The organism is Streptomyces kanasensis (assembly GCF_043077165.1).
Classification (GTDB): Bacteria; Actinomycetota; Actinomycetes; order Streptomycetales; family Streptomycetaceae; genus Streptomyces; species Streptomyces changanensis.
In genome coordinates, this window is sequence record NZ_JBIBSF010000003.1 from 355,781 (window position 1) to 372,246 (window position 16,466).

Genomic DNA, 16,466 nt, shown 5'->3' on the forward strand with positions numbered 1-16,466 from the left:
CACCGCGTGTGCTCCGGCGCGTTCGCACCGTGGCGGTCCGTGTCGAATGCGTCACTGGATGCGGACTGGCCGGTTTCCGGTCCAGGCCATTGGGGCATCCACTCGGTGGCGTGGGGCGAAGGAGGTCTCGGGGGTGGCGTTGGTGGTGGCACGGGAAGTGCCGACGTCGTCGAGCATGGCCGTACCCCATGGCCCTGCGGGCGTGGGCGAGGCGAGGCACCGGATGCGCGAGCACCTGCGGCGCAGCGGCGTGGCGGATCCGGTCGTCGACGACGCCGTACTGATCCTCTCCGAACTGCTCAGCAACTCCTGCCGGCACGGCAGACCGCTGGACGCGGCCGACGCCGGCGAGGGCGCCGTCCGCGCCTCCTGGCGCGTCGACGACCGCGGCGCCCTGACGGTCGAGGTGACGGACGGGGGCGGGCCGACCCGGCCGGCGCCGTCCACGCCGTCGGTCACCGCGCGCGGCGGCCGGGGGCTGAACATCATCGACGCGCTCTCCCACGAGTGGGGCGTACGGGACGGCGCGGCCGGCGAGGTGACGGTCTGGGCCCTCGTCGCGGGGTCGGCGCCGCGGCCGGACGGTGCCGCTACGCGCGTCAACGGCCGGCGCCGCGAGCCCTCGCCGCTCGCGGGCGGGCACTTCCCCGGTGCGCGGGCCGCCCGGGCGGGCGCGGCCGCGGTACCGCTCGTGGGCGATCTCGGCTTCCTCGACGTGTACGGGGACGCCGACTGAGGCCCGGGGTCGTCCCGTACGGCTAGGCTCGCGGCCGACACCGGACCGCGTTCCATCGGGAGACCCACGCATGGCCAAGAAGCGCCCCCAGAAGAAGTCCGCCGGCGCACCGCAGGTGACGAACGGCGAGGTGCCGGTCGTCGGCGCCCGGGAGCCCTGCCCGTGCGGTTCGGGCCGCCGCTACAAGGCCTGCCACGGGCGGGCCGCCGCGCACGCGGTGACCGAACTCGTCCAGCGCCCCTTCGAGGGCCTGGCCGGTGAGTGCGACTGGGTCGCGCTGCGCGAGCTGGTCCCGGCGGCCACCGCGCCGCTGCGCCTGAAGGGCGGGCTGCCGGACGGCGTGCCGTCGGTGACGCTCGCGACCGTCCTGCCGATGGCCTGGCCGGCGCTGCGCCGCGACGACGGCTCCGTCCTGCTGGCCCTGCAGAACGACACGTCCTCCGGTGACCTCAGCCGTGACCTGGCGGACACCCTCCAGCGCGCCCTGGAGGCCGAGCCGGGCACGCCCGTCGCCGCCCGCCGCGTACCGGCGGAGGGGCCGCGCCTGCAGGACCTGCTCGACGCGGAGGCGGGCTTCGAGCCGGCCGTCCACACGGGCTTCGAGTTCTGGGTGCCCCAGTCCGCGGACAGCGCCTCGCCCGAGGTCGCCGCCTCCCTGGAGCGGGCCAACGCCGCCGCCATCCCGACGGTGAAGCTGCCGGGCGTGGACGCCGCGTACTGGTGCGAGACGCCGGACAAGAACCACCTGCGGTGGGTCATGCCGCACCCGGAGGAGGAGCTGCTCGACGCGCTCGCCCGGCTGCACGCCGCGGGAACGTCGTCGCTCGGTGAGGGCACCCGGCTCGTCGGTTCGTTCCGGGCGCACGGCCTGGTCGTCCCGGTGTGGGACCTGCCGACCGGGATGACGGCGGCGGACTGCGAGAAGCCGGCGGCGGCGTTCGCGGAGCGGCTCGCGGGCGCGCTGGCCTCGGACGCGCCGCTGACGGCGGAGGAACGGCGGGCGCGCGGCGGGCTCACCAACCGTCAGGTCACGCTCAGCTGAGCCATCGGGGCGGCGTCGGTCCCGCTGGTCGGTCCTGTGGATCGACCAGCGGTCCGGTTCCGTGGGCCCGGTTGGGTCGGTCCGGTTCCGTGAGTCCGTTCCGTGAGTCCGTTCCGGGTCGGTTCCGGGTCGGTTCCGGGTCGGTTCCGGGTCGGTTCCGGGTCGGCTCCGCGAGTTTCGTGGGTCGGTTCCGCGGGTCCGGCCGGATCTTTACCTGACCCTTACCGGCCGGTAAATCGCTGTCCGAATAAGCGAGATCGAATTTGCGAACCGCCGATCTCTTGTTACCGTTCTAGAAGCCCGGTCGCTGGTGCATCCCCCGTCGCCAGCGACCGGGTTCTTGCCTTTTCCCGGAATCCGACCTTCCGGTTCGCATCCGCCCGTCGGCTCAGCCGGCCGGCGACGGCGCGCGCACGCTTCCGGACCGCAGCAGCAGCGGGCTCTCCGGGTCCCCGCCCGCCGCGAACTCCGCGACCGCCGTGTACTCCTCCACCCCGCCACGCCCCCCTTCACGTGAGGTTTCGCAGGTGCCGGGTTCGTCGACCGCCGGGACCACGCAGTGCGTGCGCACCGTCCGGCCGGCCGGTCCCATGAGGCTGAGGATCGCGCGCAGCTCCTCGCCCCCGGTGTTGCGGTAGTAGGTCCGCGCCCACGTCGCCGCCCCGTCGGCGACCACGCAGGTCTGCGCATCGACGCCCTGCGGGGAGACGAGGGCCGGGCCGCAGCGCGTGACGCGCCCCGCGCCCGCCGCTTCCGACGGATCGTCAGTTTCGGTCATCCGGCGGGCCGGTGTGCCTTTCCGGCCGGATCCGCCGGAGGCGTCTGGCGCGGCCCCGTCGGACCCGGCTCCGTCGGGCGCGCCGACCGACGCGCCCGTGCCCGTGCCGGTGGCGGGACGCGCGTCCGCAGCCGTACCGGGCACGGGGCGCGCGTCGGCGGGAACGTGTGCCGGGAGGGCGCCGGAGGGCGGGGCGACCGCCACCGCACCGGCCCCACCGCCGGTGACGAGCCCCGCCTCGCGAGGGCCGCCGGCCGGTCCGGCCGTCGCCACGAGCGGCAGCAACGTGGCGGCGACCACGACGGCGCCGAGCCCGATCACGCGGAGGTTCATGGGTGTCCCACCTGACCCGTGGGGCCTGTCGGGTGACTGACGGTGGGGCGACGATATCGGTGGCGGGCGCGCGCCTTCCGGGCCGCGCACCCGTTTCCCGTACAAGTCGGCCGGGCTTCACACCCGTACGAGTGACCCGCCTGTACGGGTGCTCCCGGTGACGCCACCTGCGGCGTCCTCTGTGGCACCTCCGGCGGGCGAAGGGTCAGTAGCGGAGCCGGCTGCCGCCGTCCGGCGCGCCCGTGCTCGCCTCGACGAGGGCGTCCAGGACCGTCTCCACGTCCGGCAGCCATGGCGCGGCGCCCGCGAGCGGCGGCCGCTCCCAGCGCACGGCGCCCGTGCCGGTCTCCGACGGCGGCAGCACCACGTAGCCGCCGTCGCCGTGGAAGCGGAGCGAACTGGGCACGCAGTCCTTCGTGTACAGGAGTTCGCCCAGCCGTTCCAGGGAGTAGGGGGCCACCAGGAGTGACCAGCGCGTGGGCGTCGCCACGACGGGGCCGGGGCGCAGACCGCCCCGGTCCAGCACCGCGAGGGCGCGCGCGCCGGCGAGGGCGGGGAGGCTGATCGCGCAGGGTGCGCGACCGCCCGTGGCCAGGACGACGGGGGCGTCCGGCCGGTTGGTCCACCACCAGCGGATCATCCGCTGGTCGGTGGTGGCCGCGAGCAGGCCGGGGTCGAAGGGGTGGGCGCCGGGGACGACGCACTCGGGATCTGGGCAGGCGCAGCCGCGCTGCCGCTCGCCGCGGCCGCCCGTCGCCTTGAGCCCCACTCCGGGGAGGACGGGCCACTGCCACCCGGTGGCGCAGAGGAGCGCCGCGTCGAGGTGGGCGTTGCCCTTCCTGCGCCCGAACCGGAGCCTGCGTCGCCTACCGAGGATCTCGCGCATAGGCGCTCGTTCCTTTCCGTTGAACGCCGAGGTCCACATCACATCAACATGTGTGCGTTACTTCACTGTGCGTACGGGGCGGCACACTGCCGCCCTGGCCGCCGGCAGGGGCGCCGCGCGGCCGGACGAGCGCCGCTCGGCGGGGCCGGCGTCAGTCGATTCCATGGAGCACGTGGCGAGGGGTGGGCGCGAGCAGGGCGCTTTTCCGTACCACCGGTGCGGTTCCGTCGGGACGGCACCGCCGAACCGGCACCGCTTGCGTGCCGCCGCGCCGTCCCGCTGGTTCTCTCCCCGCCAGGCGCACGCGAGGCCGGGGCGCGCCCTCGGCGGTGAGGACGCCGGGGCTCCCCGCCGGGTTCCGGGCCTGCCCCAACTTCCCCTGGCCTCCACCGATTACGTACCCCGCGCGCTCGGAATGACGCCGTCGCCCGAGCCGGCTGGGTGTCGCCTCGGGTGGTGCCCCTTGTCGAACGCGCTCAGTCGACCGCAAAACCTGCCCATCGGGGCTATTTTTTGGCCAAGTTCAGCATCGCACAGACACCACGCGTCCCGCAGGACAATGCTGGACATCCCCTCACGTGTACGTGTACATGTGGATGCACTGATAGCGGCGCAGCATGACATGCGGATTGACATGGGGGTTTGCGATGCTATTGAGCAAAGAAGAGCAGCCGGAAAGCCGGCTGCCATGAGCGCCCCTCACCTGCCGAAAGTGGCCGGAATCGATCCGACGGTTCCCGCTCCTGCGCACACTGCAACGCCCCTCCCGGGCATCCCCGCCGCTGCCCCCGCACCCGGCACGCAGATCCAGGACCGGCTGGCGGGCTGGGTCTCCGACCTGACCACCCTCCACGAACTGACCGAGCGCCTCGCCCGGACACGCACCCTCGACGAGGCGCTGCGCGAACTCCTGCGGGCCGGTGCCGCCCTCGTCGGGGCACGTCGCGGCATGGCCGTCCTCGAACCCGCCGACGGGCACGGCCCCACCACGACCATCGGCCTCGGGCTCGCCCACGCCGACCTCGGCACCATCGAGACCGTGCCGCGCGGCGCCACCTCGTACGGCCGCCTCCTCGACGGGCTGCCCGGCGCGCCGCTGCCCGACCGGCCGCCCGCTCCCGACCCCGCGCCGGACCCCGCCGCGCCGACCGCCGTGCCCGGCCCCCTCGCCGCCCCGGACCTGGCCGCCCCCGGCCCCGCCGCTCCGGGCTCCGGCGCCTCGGTACCCGCCGCTCCGGACCTCCTGGCCCCCGGCCCCGCAGTCCCGGACTTCGCCGCTCCGGACCTCCTCGGTGACGAGCGGTTGGACCCCCGCCACCGCGAGGTCGCCGCCCGTCTGGGCTTCGCCGCCAGTTACGCGCTGCCGCTCGACGCCGAGGACACCGGCCGCCTCGGCGCCGCCGTCTGGCTGTACGACGAACCGGCCGAGCCCGACGCACGCCGCCGCCACCTCGTCGGCCTCTACGGGCGGTACGCCTCCGAGCACCTGGCCCGGCTGCTGGAGCTGGAGCGGGGGCGCGCCGAGATCGCCACCATCACGGAGGAACTGCTGCCCGCCCGGATGCCGCGCGTTCCGGGCGTGCGCCTCGCCGCGCGGCACGTCCCCGGGGCGCGCGGCGGCGGTGACTGGTACGACGCCCTGCCACTCCCGGAGGGGGCCGTCGGCCTGGCCGTCGGCTCCGTCTCGGGGTCGGGACCGAGCGCCCTGGCCGCCATGGGACGGTTGCGGGCCTCCCTGCGCGCGTACGCCGTGATGGAGGGTGAGGACCCGGTCGCCGTCCTGTCCGACCTGGAACTGCTGCTGCGGCTCACGGAACCGGCGCGGTCCGCGACCGCGCTGTTCGCCTTCGCCGAGCCTGTCCGGCGGAGGGTCGTGCTGGCCGGCGCCGGCCACGCCCCGCCGCTGGTCGTGGGCGACCGACGCACCGAGTACGTCGAGACGTCACTGTCGGCGCCGCTCGGGATGCTCTCCTGCTGGGAGGCGCCGAGCGTCGACCTCGTGGTCGAGCCGGGGGAGACCCTGCTGCTGTACACGGACGGGTTGCTGCGGCGGATCGGCGGCCCGGTGGACCGCGCCTTCGCCCGGCTGCACGCCGCCGCGGCCGGTGTGCCGAGGGCCGATCGCACCGACCCCGGGGCGGTCGCCGACCACGTGCTGCGGGTGGTGCTCGCCGGGTCCTCCCCGGACGAAGCGGACGGCGGCTCGGCGGGCGGTCGGAGCGGTCAAAGGGGCCAGGGCGGTGACGAGGACGTCGTGATGCTCGCCGCCCGCTTCGACTAGGGCCTGCGTCGCCGCCCGCGCCCCGGGGGCGGTGCCGCCTCCGGGGACGCGACCGGACCGGAAGCGGAGGGCCCTGAACGGCGCCGGGACCCGTGTGGGGAGCGGGGGCGGGGCCTTTCGGTCAGGTACCGGCGGACCGCTTCTTCACCCCTGGGCCTCCTTACGCACGCCCGTACGATGGTGGACGTGACCCCGGGCCCCTCAGCCCGGGTCAGGGGGTTCAGTGTCGTACCTGAAGGAGGCGGACCCGTGGCCGATGAGCTCACTCCGAAAACCCCGGAGAGCGACGAAGAGGCGATCCAGCAGCGCAAGAACGGCCTGTACTGGGGCGTCTCCGACGAACTCGCCGAGAACATGAAGACCGGCTGGGCCGACACCGAGCTGCGGGACCTGCAGCCCGTCGCGCAGGCCGCGCACACGGCGGCCCGCCGTGCCGCGCTCTCGGCCCGCTTCCCGGGCGAGCGCCTGGTGGTCCCCGCGGGCAATCTGAAGACGCGCGCGAACGACACCGAGTACAGCTTCCGTGCCGCCACCGAGTACGCCTACCTCACCGGCAACCAGACCGAGGACGGCGTCCTCGTCCTGGAGCCGAAGGCCGGCGGCGAGGGCCACGACGCCATGCTGTACCTGCTGCCCCGATCCGACCGGGAGAACGGCGAGTTCTGGCTCTCCGGCCAGGGTGAACTGTGGGTGGGCCGCCGCCACTCGCTGAGCGAGGCCGCCACCCTGTACGGCATCCCCACCGACGACGTGCGCGAGCTGGCCGGCAGGCTGCGCGAGGCCACCGGCCCCGTCCGCGTCGTGCGCGGCTACGACGCCGGCATCGAGAAGGCCCTCACCGACAAGGTCACCGCCGAGCGGGACGAGGAGCTGCGCGTCTTCCTCTCCGAGGCGCGGCTCGTGAAGGACGACTTCGAGATCGCCGAGCTGGAGAAGGCGTGCGCGTCCACGGCGCGCGGCTTCGAGGACGTCGTCAAGGTCCTCGACAAGGCCGAGGCCACCTCCGAGCGCTACATCGAGGGCACGTTCTTCCTGCGCGCCCGCGTCGAGGGCAACGACGTCGGGTACGGCTCGATCTGCGCCGCCGGCCCGCACGCCTGCACCCTCCACTGGGTGCGCAACGACGGCCCGGTCCGCTCCGGCGACCTGCTCCTGCTGGACGCGGGCGTGGAGACCACCGAGCTGTACACCGCCGACGTGACGCGGACGCTGCCCATCTCCGGCACGTTCACCGACATCCAGCGGAAGATCTACGACGCCGTGTACGAGGCGCAGGAGGCGGGCATCGCGGCGGTCAAGCCGGGCGCCGCGTTCCGCGACTTCCACGACGCCGCCCAGCGCGTCCTCGCCGAGAAGCTCGTCGAGTGGGGCCTGCTGGAGGGGCCGGTCGAGCGCGTCCTGGAGCTGGGGCTCCAGCGCCGCTGGACCCTGCACGGCACCGGCCACATGCTCGGCATGGACGTCCACGACTGCGCCGCCGCGCGCACCGAGGCGTACGTCGCGGGCACGCTGGAGCCGGGCATGTGCCTGACGGTCGAGCCGGGTCTGTACTTCCAGACGGACGACCTCACCGTGCCGGAGGAGTACCGCGGCATCGGTGTCCGGATCGAGGACGACATCCTGGTCACCGAGGACGGCAACCGGAACCTCTCGGACGCCCTGCCGCGCACCTCGGCCGAGGTCGAGACGTGGATGGCGAACCTGAAGGGCTGAGTCGTCCCGGTAGGACGACAGCGTCCCCCCGCCGGAACACCGGTGGGGGGACGCTCGCGTTTCACGTGAAACATCGAGGTGTACGGGCTCGCGGGCCGCACCGGCCGCTGTTTCACGTGAAACAGCGGCAGGGGCTCCCGCGGTCAGGTGGTCAGGGCGAGGGGCGCGTCCGCGCGCCACTTCACGATCTTGTCGAAGGAGACGACGGCACCGCCCCGCCCGGCCCTGTTGCCGAAGTGGACGTGGTCGGCGAGCTCTTCGATGAGGCGCAGCCCCCGACCTCCCTCGGCGTCGACCGGTGCCGGGCCCGGGGGCGTCGCGCGCAGCGGACCCGCCGGGAAACCGGGGCCCGAGTCGGAGACCTCGATGCAGCACTTCTCCCCGTCGAGGTACGCGGTCACCCGGAACTCCGCCGAGCCGTCGCCGGCGTGCTCCACGGCGTTGGCACAGGCCTCTCCGAGGGCGAGTGACAGGTCGTAGGAGGTGTCCGGGTCGACGCCCGCGGTCTCCATGGCGCCGAGCAGGAGGCGACGGGCGAGCGGGACGCTCGCAGCCTCGCGCCGCAAATGGAGGGACCACCAGATGCTCATGCTGAAGCCTCCCGGCCGCGGCTCGACATGTCGTTACGTATTGCCCTGTATTCGCTCAGTAAGCATGGAGTTGACGCCGCCTACCCCGTTCAGCGGATGTGCGTGCCCCGGACGCCGGTGTAGGGGAGACGGCCGGCGCCTTTCGGGATTCCGGCGCCAAAGGCGACGTACCGGACCTGCCGTAGGGGTCGCGGGGGCGTGGTGGGATGATGGCCCGGCCATGTCTGCCCCCCTTGGTCCACGGCTGCTGAGGGCCGCGGTGTTCACCGCGGTCTGCCTCGTGCTGTCCGCGCTGGGCCACTCGCTCGCCGCGTGCGAGCCCGTGCCGTGGTGGACGTTCCTCGTCGGTTTCGCCGCGATCTTCGTCCTGTCCCTGCCGTTGACCGGGCGCCGGCGCTCGCTGCCGACGATCACGGCGGCCCTGGCGGGCGGGCAGCTCGGCCTCCACACCCTCTTCGGGATCGGGCAGGAGCACGCGGCCCCCGCCGCCTCCGGAGGCCCCGCCGGCGACGCGCTGATCCGCGCCGCCGCGCGGCTGATGTGCGGCGGGAGCACCAGCGGGCTCACCCAGGGCGAGGCGCACCGGATCGTGACGACCGCGGGCCTCGACCCGGCGACCGCCGCTGCCGCGGTCGGTCCGGCGCCCGCGCCCGCTCCGGTCGAGACACCGATGCTGCCGAACCTGTCGATGATCCTCGGCCACCTCCTCGCCGCCGTCGTGGCCGGCTGGCTGCTGCGCCGCGGCGACCTCGCACTGCTGCGGCTCGTCCGGCTGGCCGAGCTGTCGGCGCGGGGCGCGGTCGAGGCGGCCGAGGAGGCTCTCGTACGGGCGCTGCGCGCGGCCCTCGTCCTCGTGCGCGTCCTGCTCGCCGGGGTGCGGTCATTGCTCGCGGACGCCATGCTCGGCGCCCGCGCCCGGGAGGACGTGCCGCCGCCCCAGGCGGCCGGGGCCCTCCAGCACTCCGTGATCAGGCGCGGCCCGCCGTCCGCCTTCACGCTCGCGGCCTGACCCTCACGGTCCGGCCTCCCCGCAGCCCACGCGGCCCCACCCGGCGCATCCGCACGCCGACACGTCCGACCCCCTTCCGGCACCCGTCCGGCGCCCGGCGGCGTCCCGCACACCGTGCGGCGGCCCCACGGCCCGTCCGGCACGTCCGGTGCGTCGGCCGTGCCGGTACGCGCCCGTCCGGGGCGGCGCCGCCGCGCCCCACGCGCACACGTCCGCGCGCCGGCGCCCCACGCCCCTGCTCTGGAGTGTCCCCACATGAACGTCACCCGTCTGCCCTCACGGCTCGCCCTCGTCTCGGGCATCGCCGCCTCGTCCGTCCTCCTGCTCTCCTCCGCCGCCCACGCCCACGTGACCGTGCAGCCCCAGGGGCCGGCCGCGAAGGGCGGCTACGCCACGGTCAACTTCAAGGTCCCCAACGAGCGGGACGGCGCTTCCACCGTGAAGCTGGAGGTCACCCTCCCCAAGGACCACCCGATCGCCTCCGTGATGCCGCAGCCCGTGCCGGGCTGGACCGTCACGGTCGAGAAGGCGAAGCTGGCTACGCCGCTCGACCTGCACGGCAAGAAGATCACCGAGGCCCCGTCGAAGATCACCTGGACGGCGAGCGGCTCGAAGATCGGTCCCGGCCAGTTCCAGCAGTTCCCGGTGTCGCTCGGCCGGCTCCCGGAGAAGGCCGACCGGCTCGTCTTCAAGGCCCTCCAGACGTACGACAACAAGGAGGTCGTGCGCTGGATCGAGGAGCCCCAGGAGGGGAAGGCCGAGCCGGACTCGCCCGCGCCCGTGCTGGAGCTCACCGCCGCCGGGGCCGGCCCCGGCGCCGCCGGGGCCGAGCCCGCGGACGACGCGGACGACTCCCGGGCCGTCGCCTCCGACGACGACGGCGACACCACGGCCCGTGTCCTCGGCGTCATCGGCATCCTGGTCGGAGCCGCCGGCGTCGCCTTCGGCGCCCTCGCGGGCCGCCGCCGCTCCGCCTCCGCCTGAGCCACGCCCCCATCCCGCCCCTGACTGATCTGAGAGACAACGTGATGCGCAACGTCCTCCGCGCCACGCGGCCCCGTCCCGCGGCCCGGCGCACCCGGCTGGCCGCCGCCGCCCTCGCCGCCGCGTCGGCGCTGGCCCTGTCCGCCTGCGGCACCGGATCCACCTCCGGCGACAGCCCCGTCACCGACGTGTCGATGGCCGCCGACGCCGACAAGCCCGGCACGATCCTCGACCGGCCCTTCGACAAGCCCGACCTCGTCCTCACCGACACCACCGGCAAGCCGTACGACCTGCGCGCCCGCACCAAGGGCAAGCCGACGCTGGTCTACTTCGGCTACACCCACTGCCCCGACGTCTGCCCGCTGACCATGAGCAACCTCGCCACCGCGATGAAGGACCTGCCCAAGGCCGACCGGGACAAGCTCGAGGTCGTCTTCGTCACCACCGACCCGGAGCGCGACACCCCGGCCGAGCTCGCCAAGTGGCTGCCCGCCGCGGGCGACCCGAGCTTCGTCGGACTGAGCGGCCCCTTCCCGACCATCCAGGCCGGGGCCCGGCAGCTCGGCATCGGCATCGACCCGCCGTCCAAGGACAAGGACGGCAAGATCGTGTCCATGCACGGCGCGCAGGTGATGGCGTTCTCGCCGAAGAACGACCGCGGTTACGTCGTCTACGGCGAGAGCACCACCGTCGAGGAGTACGCCAAGGACCTGCCGAAGCTCATCCGTGGGGAGAACCCGTGACCCGCCGCACCACCACCGCCCTCTCCGCAGCCCTCGCCCTCGTCACCGGCCTGGCCCTGGGGGGCTGCTCCTCCGCCGGCGCCGCGGACGGCGAGCCGCGGGTGAAGGTCGCCGGGGCGTTCGTCCCCGAGCCGGTCAACGCCGACATGGCGGGCGGTTTCCTCACCGTCACCAACACCGGGGACACCGGGGACACCCTCACCTCCGTCACCAGCGACCTCTCCGACGACGTGCAGATGCACGAGACGAAGGACCAGAAGATGCGGCAGGTCGCCTCCTTCGACGTGCCCGCCCACGGCGAGCTGCGGCTGGAGCGCGGCGGCAGCCACCTGATGTTCATGGGGCTCAAGCGCACCCCCAAGAAGGGCGACACGGTCCGCCTCCGGCTCACGTTCAAGGAGTCCGGCGCGATCGACGTCCGGGTCCCGGTCGAGTCCCGGACCCACAACCCTGGGGCGACCGGGCAGCACGACGGCCACGCCGGGCACGAGGCGCCGCAGCCGTCGGGTCACGACGGCACGCGGCACTGAGCGACGAGGAAACCATCCCCACATGACGGCCGACGCCCCCCGCCCCCACTCCCCCGGCCGGCGCCCGCACCGGCTGGCGGCCCTGCTGCTGCTCACGGCGGCGCTGCTCGGCACCGCGCTCTGCGGCGCGGCGTCCGCGCACTCCGCCCTGACCGGCAGCGACCCGGCGGACGGTGCGGTGGTCGCCACCGCACCGCAGCGGGTCACGCTCACCTTCTCCGAGCAGGTCGCCCTCGGCGACGACAGCATCCGCGTCCTCGAGCCCAGCGGGAAGCGGGCGGACACCGGTGAGCTGCAGGACCTGTGCAGCGGATCGCTCGTCCGGTACGGCGTGGACCTCCGCGACGGACTCCCCAGGGGCACGTACACCGTGGCCTGGCAGGCCGTGTCCGCGGACAGCCACCCGATCTCGGGGGCGTTCAGCTTCTCCATCGGCGCACCGTCCGCCACCGCGGTCGTCCTGCCGGAGCAGCGGGCGGGCGGCGGTGCCGTGGGCGTGCTGTACGACGTCGGCCGGTACGTGTCGTATGCGGGGTTCGTCGTCCTCGTGGGCGGGGCGGCGTTCGTGCTGGCGTGCTGGCCGCAGGGGGCCGGGGTGCGGCCGGTGCAGCGGCTCGTCGCGTACGGCTGGGTGACGCTCACCGCGGCCACCCTCGCCCTGCTCCTGCTGCGCGGGCCGTACACCGGCTCCGGCGAGCTGGGGGACGCGTTCGACCCGGGCGTGCTCCAGGGCGTCCTGGCCACCAAGACCGGTGCCGCGCTGACCTCCCGTCTGCTGCTCGTGGGGGCGGCGGCGCTGTTCGTCGCGGTCCTGTTCGGTCCGTACGCGCGGCGCGAGGGGCCGGGCGACCGGCGGGACCTGGTCTTCGGGCTGGGCGTCGGCGGCACGGTCGTCGCGGCGGGGCTCGCCGGTACGTGGGCCCTGTCGGAGCACGCCTCGACGGGCGTCCAGCCGTGGCTCGCCATGCCGCTGGACGTGCTGCACCTGTTGGCCGTCGCGGGCTGGCTCGGCGGTCTCGCCGCGCTGCTCGTCGCGCTGTACCGGGCGCCGTCGATCGAGCGCGCGGCGGTGCTGCGGTACTCGCGTCTGGCGTTCGGCGCCGTGCTGGTGCTGGTCGTGACGGGGCTGTACCAGTCGTGGCGCCAGGTCGGCTCGTGGACGGCGCTGACGGGTACGGCGTACGGACGGCTGCTGCTCGCCAAGGTCGCGCTGATCGCCGTCCTGCTGGGCGCCGGCTGGGTGTCGCGGCGCTGGACCCGTCGGCTCGCCGGGACGCTGCCCGCGGAGCCGGGGCAGGCGGCGGAGCCGGGCGCGGACGACGCCGTGCCCGGGTCGGGCGACGACGCCGTGCCCGGGTCTCGCGACGACGGCGGGCCCGGGCCGGGGGCGGACGGCGGGCCCGGGCCGGGGGACGATCCGGTGCGGGCCGCGCAGTTGGCCCGGCAGCGGGCGGCCGTGGCGGTGGCGCGCGAGCGGCGCGTCCGGGACGCGGACCCGGCGCGGGCCGGGCTGCGCCGCTCGGTGCTCGCCGAGGCGTCCGTCGTCGTCGTCCTCCTGGGCGTGACCACCGTGCTCACCGCGACCGAGCCGGGGCGGACGCAGGAGCAGGCCGACCGGGCGCAGGCCGCGTCCGCGACGGCCGTACCGGACCGCCCCGTCGACGTCAGCCTGCCGTTCGACACCGGCGGCCCGAGCGGCACGGGCACCGTCCGGCTGAACCTCGACCCCGGCCGGTCGGGGGGCAACTCGCTGCGCGTGGCCGTCGACGGGCCGGACGGCCGGCCGCGGGACGTGGCCGAACTGAAGGTGTCGTTCACGCTGGACGCACAGCAGATCGGGCCGCTGCCCGTCCCCCTCGAACGGGACGCGCCGGGCCGCTGGACGGCCCGCTCGGCGCAGCTGCCGATGCCGGGCGACTGGCGGATGCGGGTGACCGTGCGCACCTCGGACATCGATCAGACCACCATCGACAAGAACGTGAAGATCGGTTGACCTTTGACATGAGCGACAACCTGGAGATTTCGAGGCGACGGCTGCTCGGCACCATGGGCGCCGCGGGCGCGACGGGGCTCGCGGTCGGCGCGGCCGGGGGAGCCGTCGGACACGCGGTGCTCGGCGACGGGTCCGGTACGACGGGTCCGGCACTGGCGAGCGTCGGTTCGACGCGCGTGCCGTTCCGGGGGGCCCACCAGGCGGGCATCCTCCAACCGCTGCAGGCGCGCGGCCACCTCGTCGCCTTCGACCTGGCGCCGGGCGCCGGGCGCAAGGAGGCCGTCGCGCTGATGCGGCGCTGGTCGACGGTGGCGGAGCTGCTGATGGCGGGCGAGCCGGTGGGCCCGAGCGACGGCGGGATCGCGCGGGACGCGGGGCCCTGCTCCCTGACGGTCACGTTCGGCTTCGGCCGGTCGTTCTTCGACCGTACGGGGCTGGTGGCGCGGCGGCCGCAGGAGCTGGAGCCGCTGCCGGCGTTCTCGTCCGACCGGTTGGACCCCAAGCGGTCCGACGGTGACCTGTGGGTGCAGATCGGCGCCGACGACGCGCTCGTCGCGTTCCACGCACTGCGCACCGTCCAGCGCGAGGCGGGCGCCGCGGCGAGGGTGCGCTGGCAGATGAACGGCTTCAACCGTTCGCTCGGCGCGACGGCCCGACCCATGACCGCCCGCAACCTGATGGGGCAGGTCGACGGCACCGGCAACCCGAAGCCGACCGAACCGGGCTTCGACCGGCACGTCTTCGTCGCCGCCGGCGGGGCCCAGCCCTGGATGACGGGCGGCTCGTACGCGGTGGTGCGCCGGATCCGGATGCTGCTGGACGACTGGGACGCGCTGCCGCTGAAGCACCAGGAGGCGGTCATAGGCCGCCGCAAGTCCGACGGCGCCCCGCTCACCGGCGGTACCGAGACCACGGAACCGGACCTGGACAAGTTGGGCCCGGACGGCAAGCCGGTGATCCCGGCCGACGCGCACGCGCGGATCTCGGCGCCCGAGCAGAACGGCGGGGCGACGATGCTGCGCCGCCCGTTCTCCTTCCACGACGGGATCGGCCCGGACGGGACGCCGGACGCCGGACTGCTGTTCGTCTGCTGGCAGGCGGACCCGACGCGGGCGTTCGTGCCGGTACAGCGGAAGCTGGACCGCGGCGACGCCCTGTCGGCGTTCATCCGTCACGAGGCCAGCGCCCTGTTCGCCGTGCCGGGCGGTCCGGCGGACGGCGAGTACGTGGGTCAACGGCTGCTGGAGGCATGAGCCGCGGGGGGTTCGCGCGCATTAGGGTGACCGGTATGTCGGCCACGCGATTCACGTATCTCGGTCCCGAGGGCACCTTCACGGAGGCGGCCCTGCGCACGCTGCCGGAAGCCGCGACGCGGGAGCTGGTGCCGATGGTGTCGGTGCCCGCCGCCCTGGACGCCGTGCGCAACGGGGAGGCGGCCGCCGCCCTCGTCCCCATCGAGAACTCGGTGGAGGGCGGGGTCACCGCGACCCTCGACGAACTGGCCTCCGGCGAACCACTGATGATCTACCGCGAGGTGCTGCTGCCGATCGCCTTCGCGCTGCTGGTGCGACCGGGTACGGCGCTGACCGACGTCAAGACGGTGACGGGCCACCCGGTGGCGCAGCCGCAGGTGCGGAACTGGCTGCGCCGCCACCTGCCGGAAGCGGTGTGGGAGTCGGCCGCGTCGAACGCGGACGGGGCCCGGCTGGTGCAGGAGGGCCGGTTCGACGCGGCGTTCGCGGGTGCGTTCGCGGCGGCGACGTACGGGCTGGAGGCCCTGGTCGAGGACATCCACGACGCGGAGAACGCCGAGACCCGGTTCGTCCTGGTGGGCCGGCCGGCGCGACCCGCGGCGCCGACGGGCGCGGACAAGACGTCGATGGTGCTGTGGCTGCGGGACGACCACCCCGGCGCCCTGCTGGAGCTGCTCCAGGAGTTCGCGGTGCGCGGCGTCAACCTGATGCTGATCCAGTCGCGGCCCACGGGCGCGGGGATCGGCAACTACTGCTTCGCCGTCGACGCCGAGGGTCACGTGGCGGACCGGCGGATGGGTGAGGCGCTGATGGGGCTGAAGCGGATCTGCCCGAAGGTCCGGTTCCTCGGTTCGTATCCGCGGGCGGGCGTGGCCGTCGCGGACGTGCGCGCGCTGCGGCCCGGTACGACCGATTCCGATTTCACGGCGGCGGCGGACTGGCTGGCGCGGTGCCAGGACGGCCGCGGCGCCTGAGGCCGGTACGGGGGACGGCGCGGCACCGGCCGGGCGTCGCGGCGGGCCGGGGACGGGCGTCGCGGCGGGCCGGGGACGGGCGTCGCGGCGGGCCGGGGGTGCGGCGGAGCCGTGGGCCACAGCGGGAGCGGGGGCGCGACGAGTCCGGGTACCGGGGTGGCGCCCGGCGGGCTGGGACGCCCCACAGTGGCCCCCAGTTATCCACAGGAGGTGCTCTCGACCTGGGGACAAGTCGACATCCGAGGACCGGTCCACCCCTCCACGATCCGGACAAGGTCGATAAATCGGTGTAGTCACCTCACCGACGTCCACAGGTGCCTTTGTCGACCCCCGTCACCCCAATTCCTTTGATCACCCCATTAGGGCGAGGAATTCCCACCCGAATGAGTGTCCAGTACAGGTTTGAGCGAGGAAACGGCCGCCACGGGGCCGACTGTCCGCTTGATCAATTCGGAAGTCCACACCTCTTCCCCACAGCCTGTGGATAACATTTCCCACCTTGCCGACTCTGTGGACAAGTGACGCGCGTGGACTCCACATTGCGATCATTCACTGACACTCCCTACCCATCTTCAATAACACCGGCAATCAAGACAAAGTGACACGCGTGGGGCCAGGTGA

14 protein-coding genes are annotated in these 16,466 nt (G+C 74.3%); 11 read left to right on the forward strand and 3 right to left on the reverse strand.

Features of this window, described 5'->3' with window-relative positions; all coding sequences use genetic code 11:
• Positions 1-46 precede the first annotated feature (46 nt).
• Together ACF053_RS10460 and ACF053_RS10465 are read left to right on the forward strand one after the other, a co-directional pair.
• Entirely contained in the window at positions 47-736 is a 690-nt protein-coding gene (locus ACF053_RS10460) for an ATP-binding protein (protein ID WP_391953494.1), read from the forward strand.
• A 70-nt stretch (positions 737-806) separates the two neighbouring features.
• Entirely contained in the window at positions 807-1,778 is a 972-nt protein-coding gene (locus ACF053_RS10465; protein ID WP_391953495.1) for a DUF5926 family protein, read from the forward strand.
• A gap of 388 nt (positions 1,779-2,166) precedes the next feature.
• Here ACF053_RS10465 and ACF053_RS10470 read toward each other — a convergent pair whose 3' ends face one another.
• Together ACF053_RS10470 and ACF053_RS10475 are read right to left on the reverse strand one after the other, a co-directional pair.
• A complete protein-coding gene (locus tag ACF053_RS10470) occupies positions 2,167-2,889 on the reverse strand; it encodes a hypothetical protein (protein WP_391953496.1) in 723 nt (240 codons plus the stop codon).
• A gap of 205 nt (positions 2,890-3,094) precedes the next feature.
• Complete coding sequence (locus ACF053_RS10475; protein WP_391953497.1) at positions 3,095-3,775, reverse strand: bifunctional DNA primase/polymerase; 681 nt, start codon at positions 3,773-3,775, stop codon at positions 3,095-3,097.
• Positions 3,776-4,334: 559 nt separating this feature from the next.
• Here ACF053_RS10475 and ACF053_RS10480 point away from each other — a divergent pair.
• Both ACF053_RS10480 and ACF053_RS10485 read left to right on the forward strand, forming a co-directional pair.
• Positions 4,335-6,056, forward strand: coding sequence for a PP2C family protein-serine/threonine phosphatase (locus ACF053_RS10480; protein ID WP_391953498.1), 1,722 nt, complete (start codon positions 4,335-4,337; stop codon positions 6,054-6,056).
• Positions 6,057-6,305: 249 nt separating this feature from the next.
• Positions 6,306-7,769, forward strand: a complete 1,464-nt coding sequence (locus tag ACF053_RS10485; protein WP_391953499.1) for an aminopeptidase P family protein — start codon at positions 6,306-6,308, stop codon at positions 7,767-7,769.
• Between the two features lie 143 nt (positions 7,770-7,912).
• Here ACF053_RS10485 and ACF053_RS10490 read toward each other — a convergent pair whose 3' ends face one another.
• Entirely contained in the window at positions 7,913-8,359 is a 447-nt protein-coding gene (locus ACF053_RS10490; RefSeq protein ID WP_391953500.1) for an ATP-binding protein, read from the reverse strand.
• A gap of 220 nt (positions 8,360-8,579) precedes the next feature.
• Between ACF053_RS10490 and ACF053_RS10495 the strand changes: the two genes are divergently transcribed.
• The 7 genes from ACF053_RS10495 (at position 8,580) to pheA (ending at position 15,845) form a co-directional block, all read left to right on the forward strand.
• Entirely contained in the window at positions 8,580-9,368 is a 789-nt protein-coding gene (locus ACF053_RS10495) for a hypothetical protein (protein WP_391953501.1), read from the forward strand.
• Positions 9,369-9,623: 255 nt separating this feature from the next.
• Complete coding sequence (locus tag ACF053_RS10500) at positions 9,624-10,352, forward strand: YcnI family copper-binding membrane protein (RefSeq protein WP_391953502.1); 729 nt, start codon at positions 9,624-9,626, stop codon at positions 10,350-10,352.
• A 44-nt stretch (positions 10,353-10,396) separates the two neighbouring features.
• Entirely contained in the window at positions 10,397-11,095 is a 699-nt protein-coding gene (locus ACF053_RS10505) for an SCO family protein (protein WP_391953503.1), read from the forward strand.
• A complete protein-coding gene (locus tag ACF053_RS10510) occupies positions 11,092-11,625 on the forward strand; it encodes a copper chaperone PCu(A)C (RefSeq protein WP_391953504.1) in 534 nt (177 codons plus the stop codon). Before ACF053_RS10505 ends, ACF053_RS10510 begins: the two co-directional genes overlap by 4 nt.
• A gap of 22 nt (positions 11,626-11,647) precedes the next feature.
• Positions 11,648-13,618, forward strand: a complete 1,971-nt coding sequence (locus ACF053_RS10515; RefSeq protein ID WP_391953505.1) for a FixH family protein — start codon at positions 11,648-11,650, stop codon at positions 13,616-13,618.
• 8 nt (positions 13,619-13,626) lie between these two features.
• On the forward strand, positions 13,627-14,871 hold the full coding sequence (efeB, locus tag ACF053_RS10520) for an iron uptake transporter deferrochelatase/peroxidase subunit (protein ID WP_391953506.1): 1,245 nt from the start codon (positions 13,627-13,629) through the stop codon (positions 14,869-14,871).
• A gap of 35 nt (positions 14,872-14,906) precedes the next feature.
• Complete coding sequence (gene pheA / locus ACF053_RS10525; RefSeq protein WP_058942033.1) at positions 14,907-15,845, forward strand: prephenate dehydratase; 939 nt, start codon at positions 14,907-14,909, stop codon at positions 15,843-15,845.
• Positions 15,846-16,466: the final 621 nt, after the last annotated feature.

Coding starts and splice junctions, on each gene's coding strand:
- ACF053_RS10460 (WP_391953494.1), top strand. CDS start 47: ATGCGTCACTGGATGCGGACTGGCCGGTTTCCGGTCCAGGCCATTGGG.
- ACF053_RS10465 (WP_391953495.1), top strand. CDS start 807: ATGGCCAAGAAGCGCCCCCAGAAGAAGTCCGCCGGCGCACCGCAGGTG.
- ACF053_RS10470 (WP_391953496.1), bottom strand. CDS start 2,889: ATGAACCTCCGCGTGATCGGGCTCGGCGCCGTCGTGGTCGCCGCCACG.
- ACF053_RS10475 (WP_391953497.1), bottom strand. CDS start 3,775: ATGCGCGAGATCCTCGGTAGGCGACGCAGGCTCCGGTTCGGGCGCAGG.
- ACF053_RS10480 (WP_391953498.1), top strand. CDS start 4,335: ATGCTGGACATCCCCTCACGTGTACGTGTACATGTGGATGCACTGATA.
- ACF053_RS10490 (WP_391953500.1), bottom strand. CDS start 8,359: ATGAGCATCTGGTGGTCCCTCCATTTGCGGCGCGAGGCTGCGAGCGTC.
- ACF053_RS10495 (WP_391953501.1), top strand. CDS start 8,580: ATGTCTGCCCCCCTTGGTCCACGGCTGCTGAGGGCCGCGGTGTTCACC.
- ACF053_RS10500 (WP_391953502.1), top strand. CDS start 9,624: ATGAACGTCACCCGTCTGCCCTCACGGCTCGCCCTCGTCTCGGGCATC.
- ACF053_RS10505 (WP_391953503.1), top strand. CDS start 10,397: ATGCGCAACGTCCTCCGCGCCACGCGGCCCCGTCCCGCGGCCCGGCGC.
- ACF053_RS10515 (WP_391953505.1), top strand. CDS start 11,648: ATGACGGCCGACGCCCCCCGCCCCCACTCCCCCGGCCGGCGCCCGCAC.
- efeB (WP_391953506.1), top strand. CDS start 13,627: ATGAGCGACAACCTGGAGATTTCGAGGCGACGGCTGCTCGGCACCATG.
- pheA (WP_058942033.1), top strand. CDS start 14,907: ATGTCGGCCACGCGATTCACGTATCTCGGTCCCGAGGGCACCTTCACG.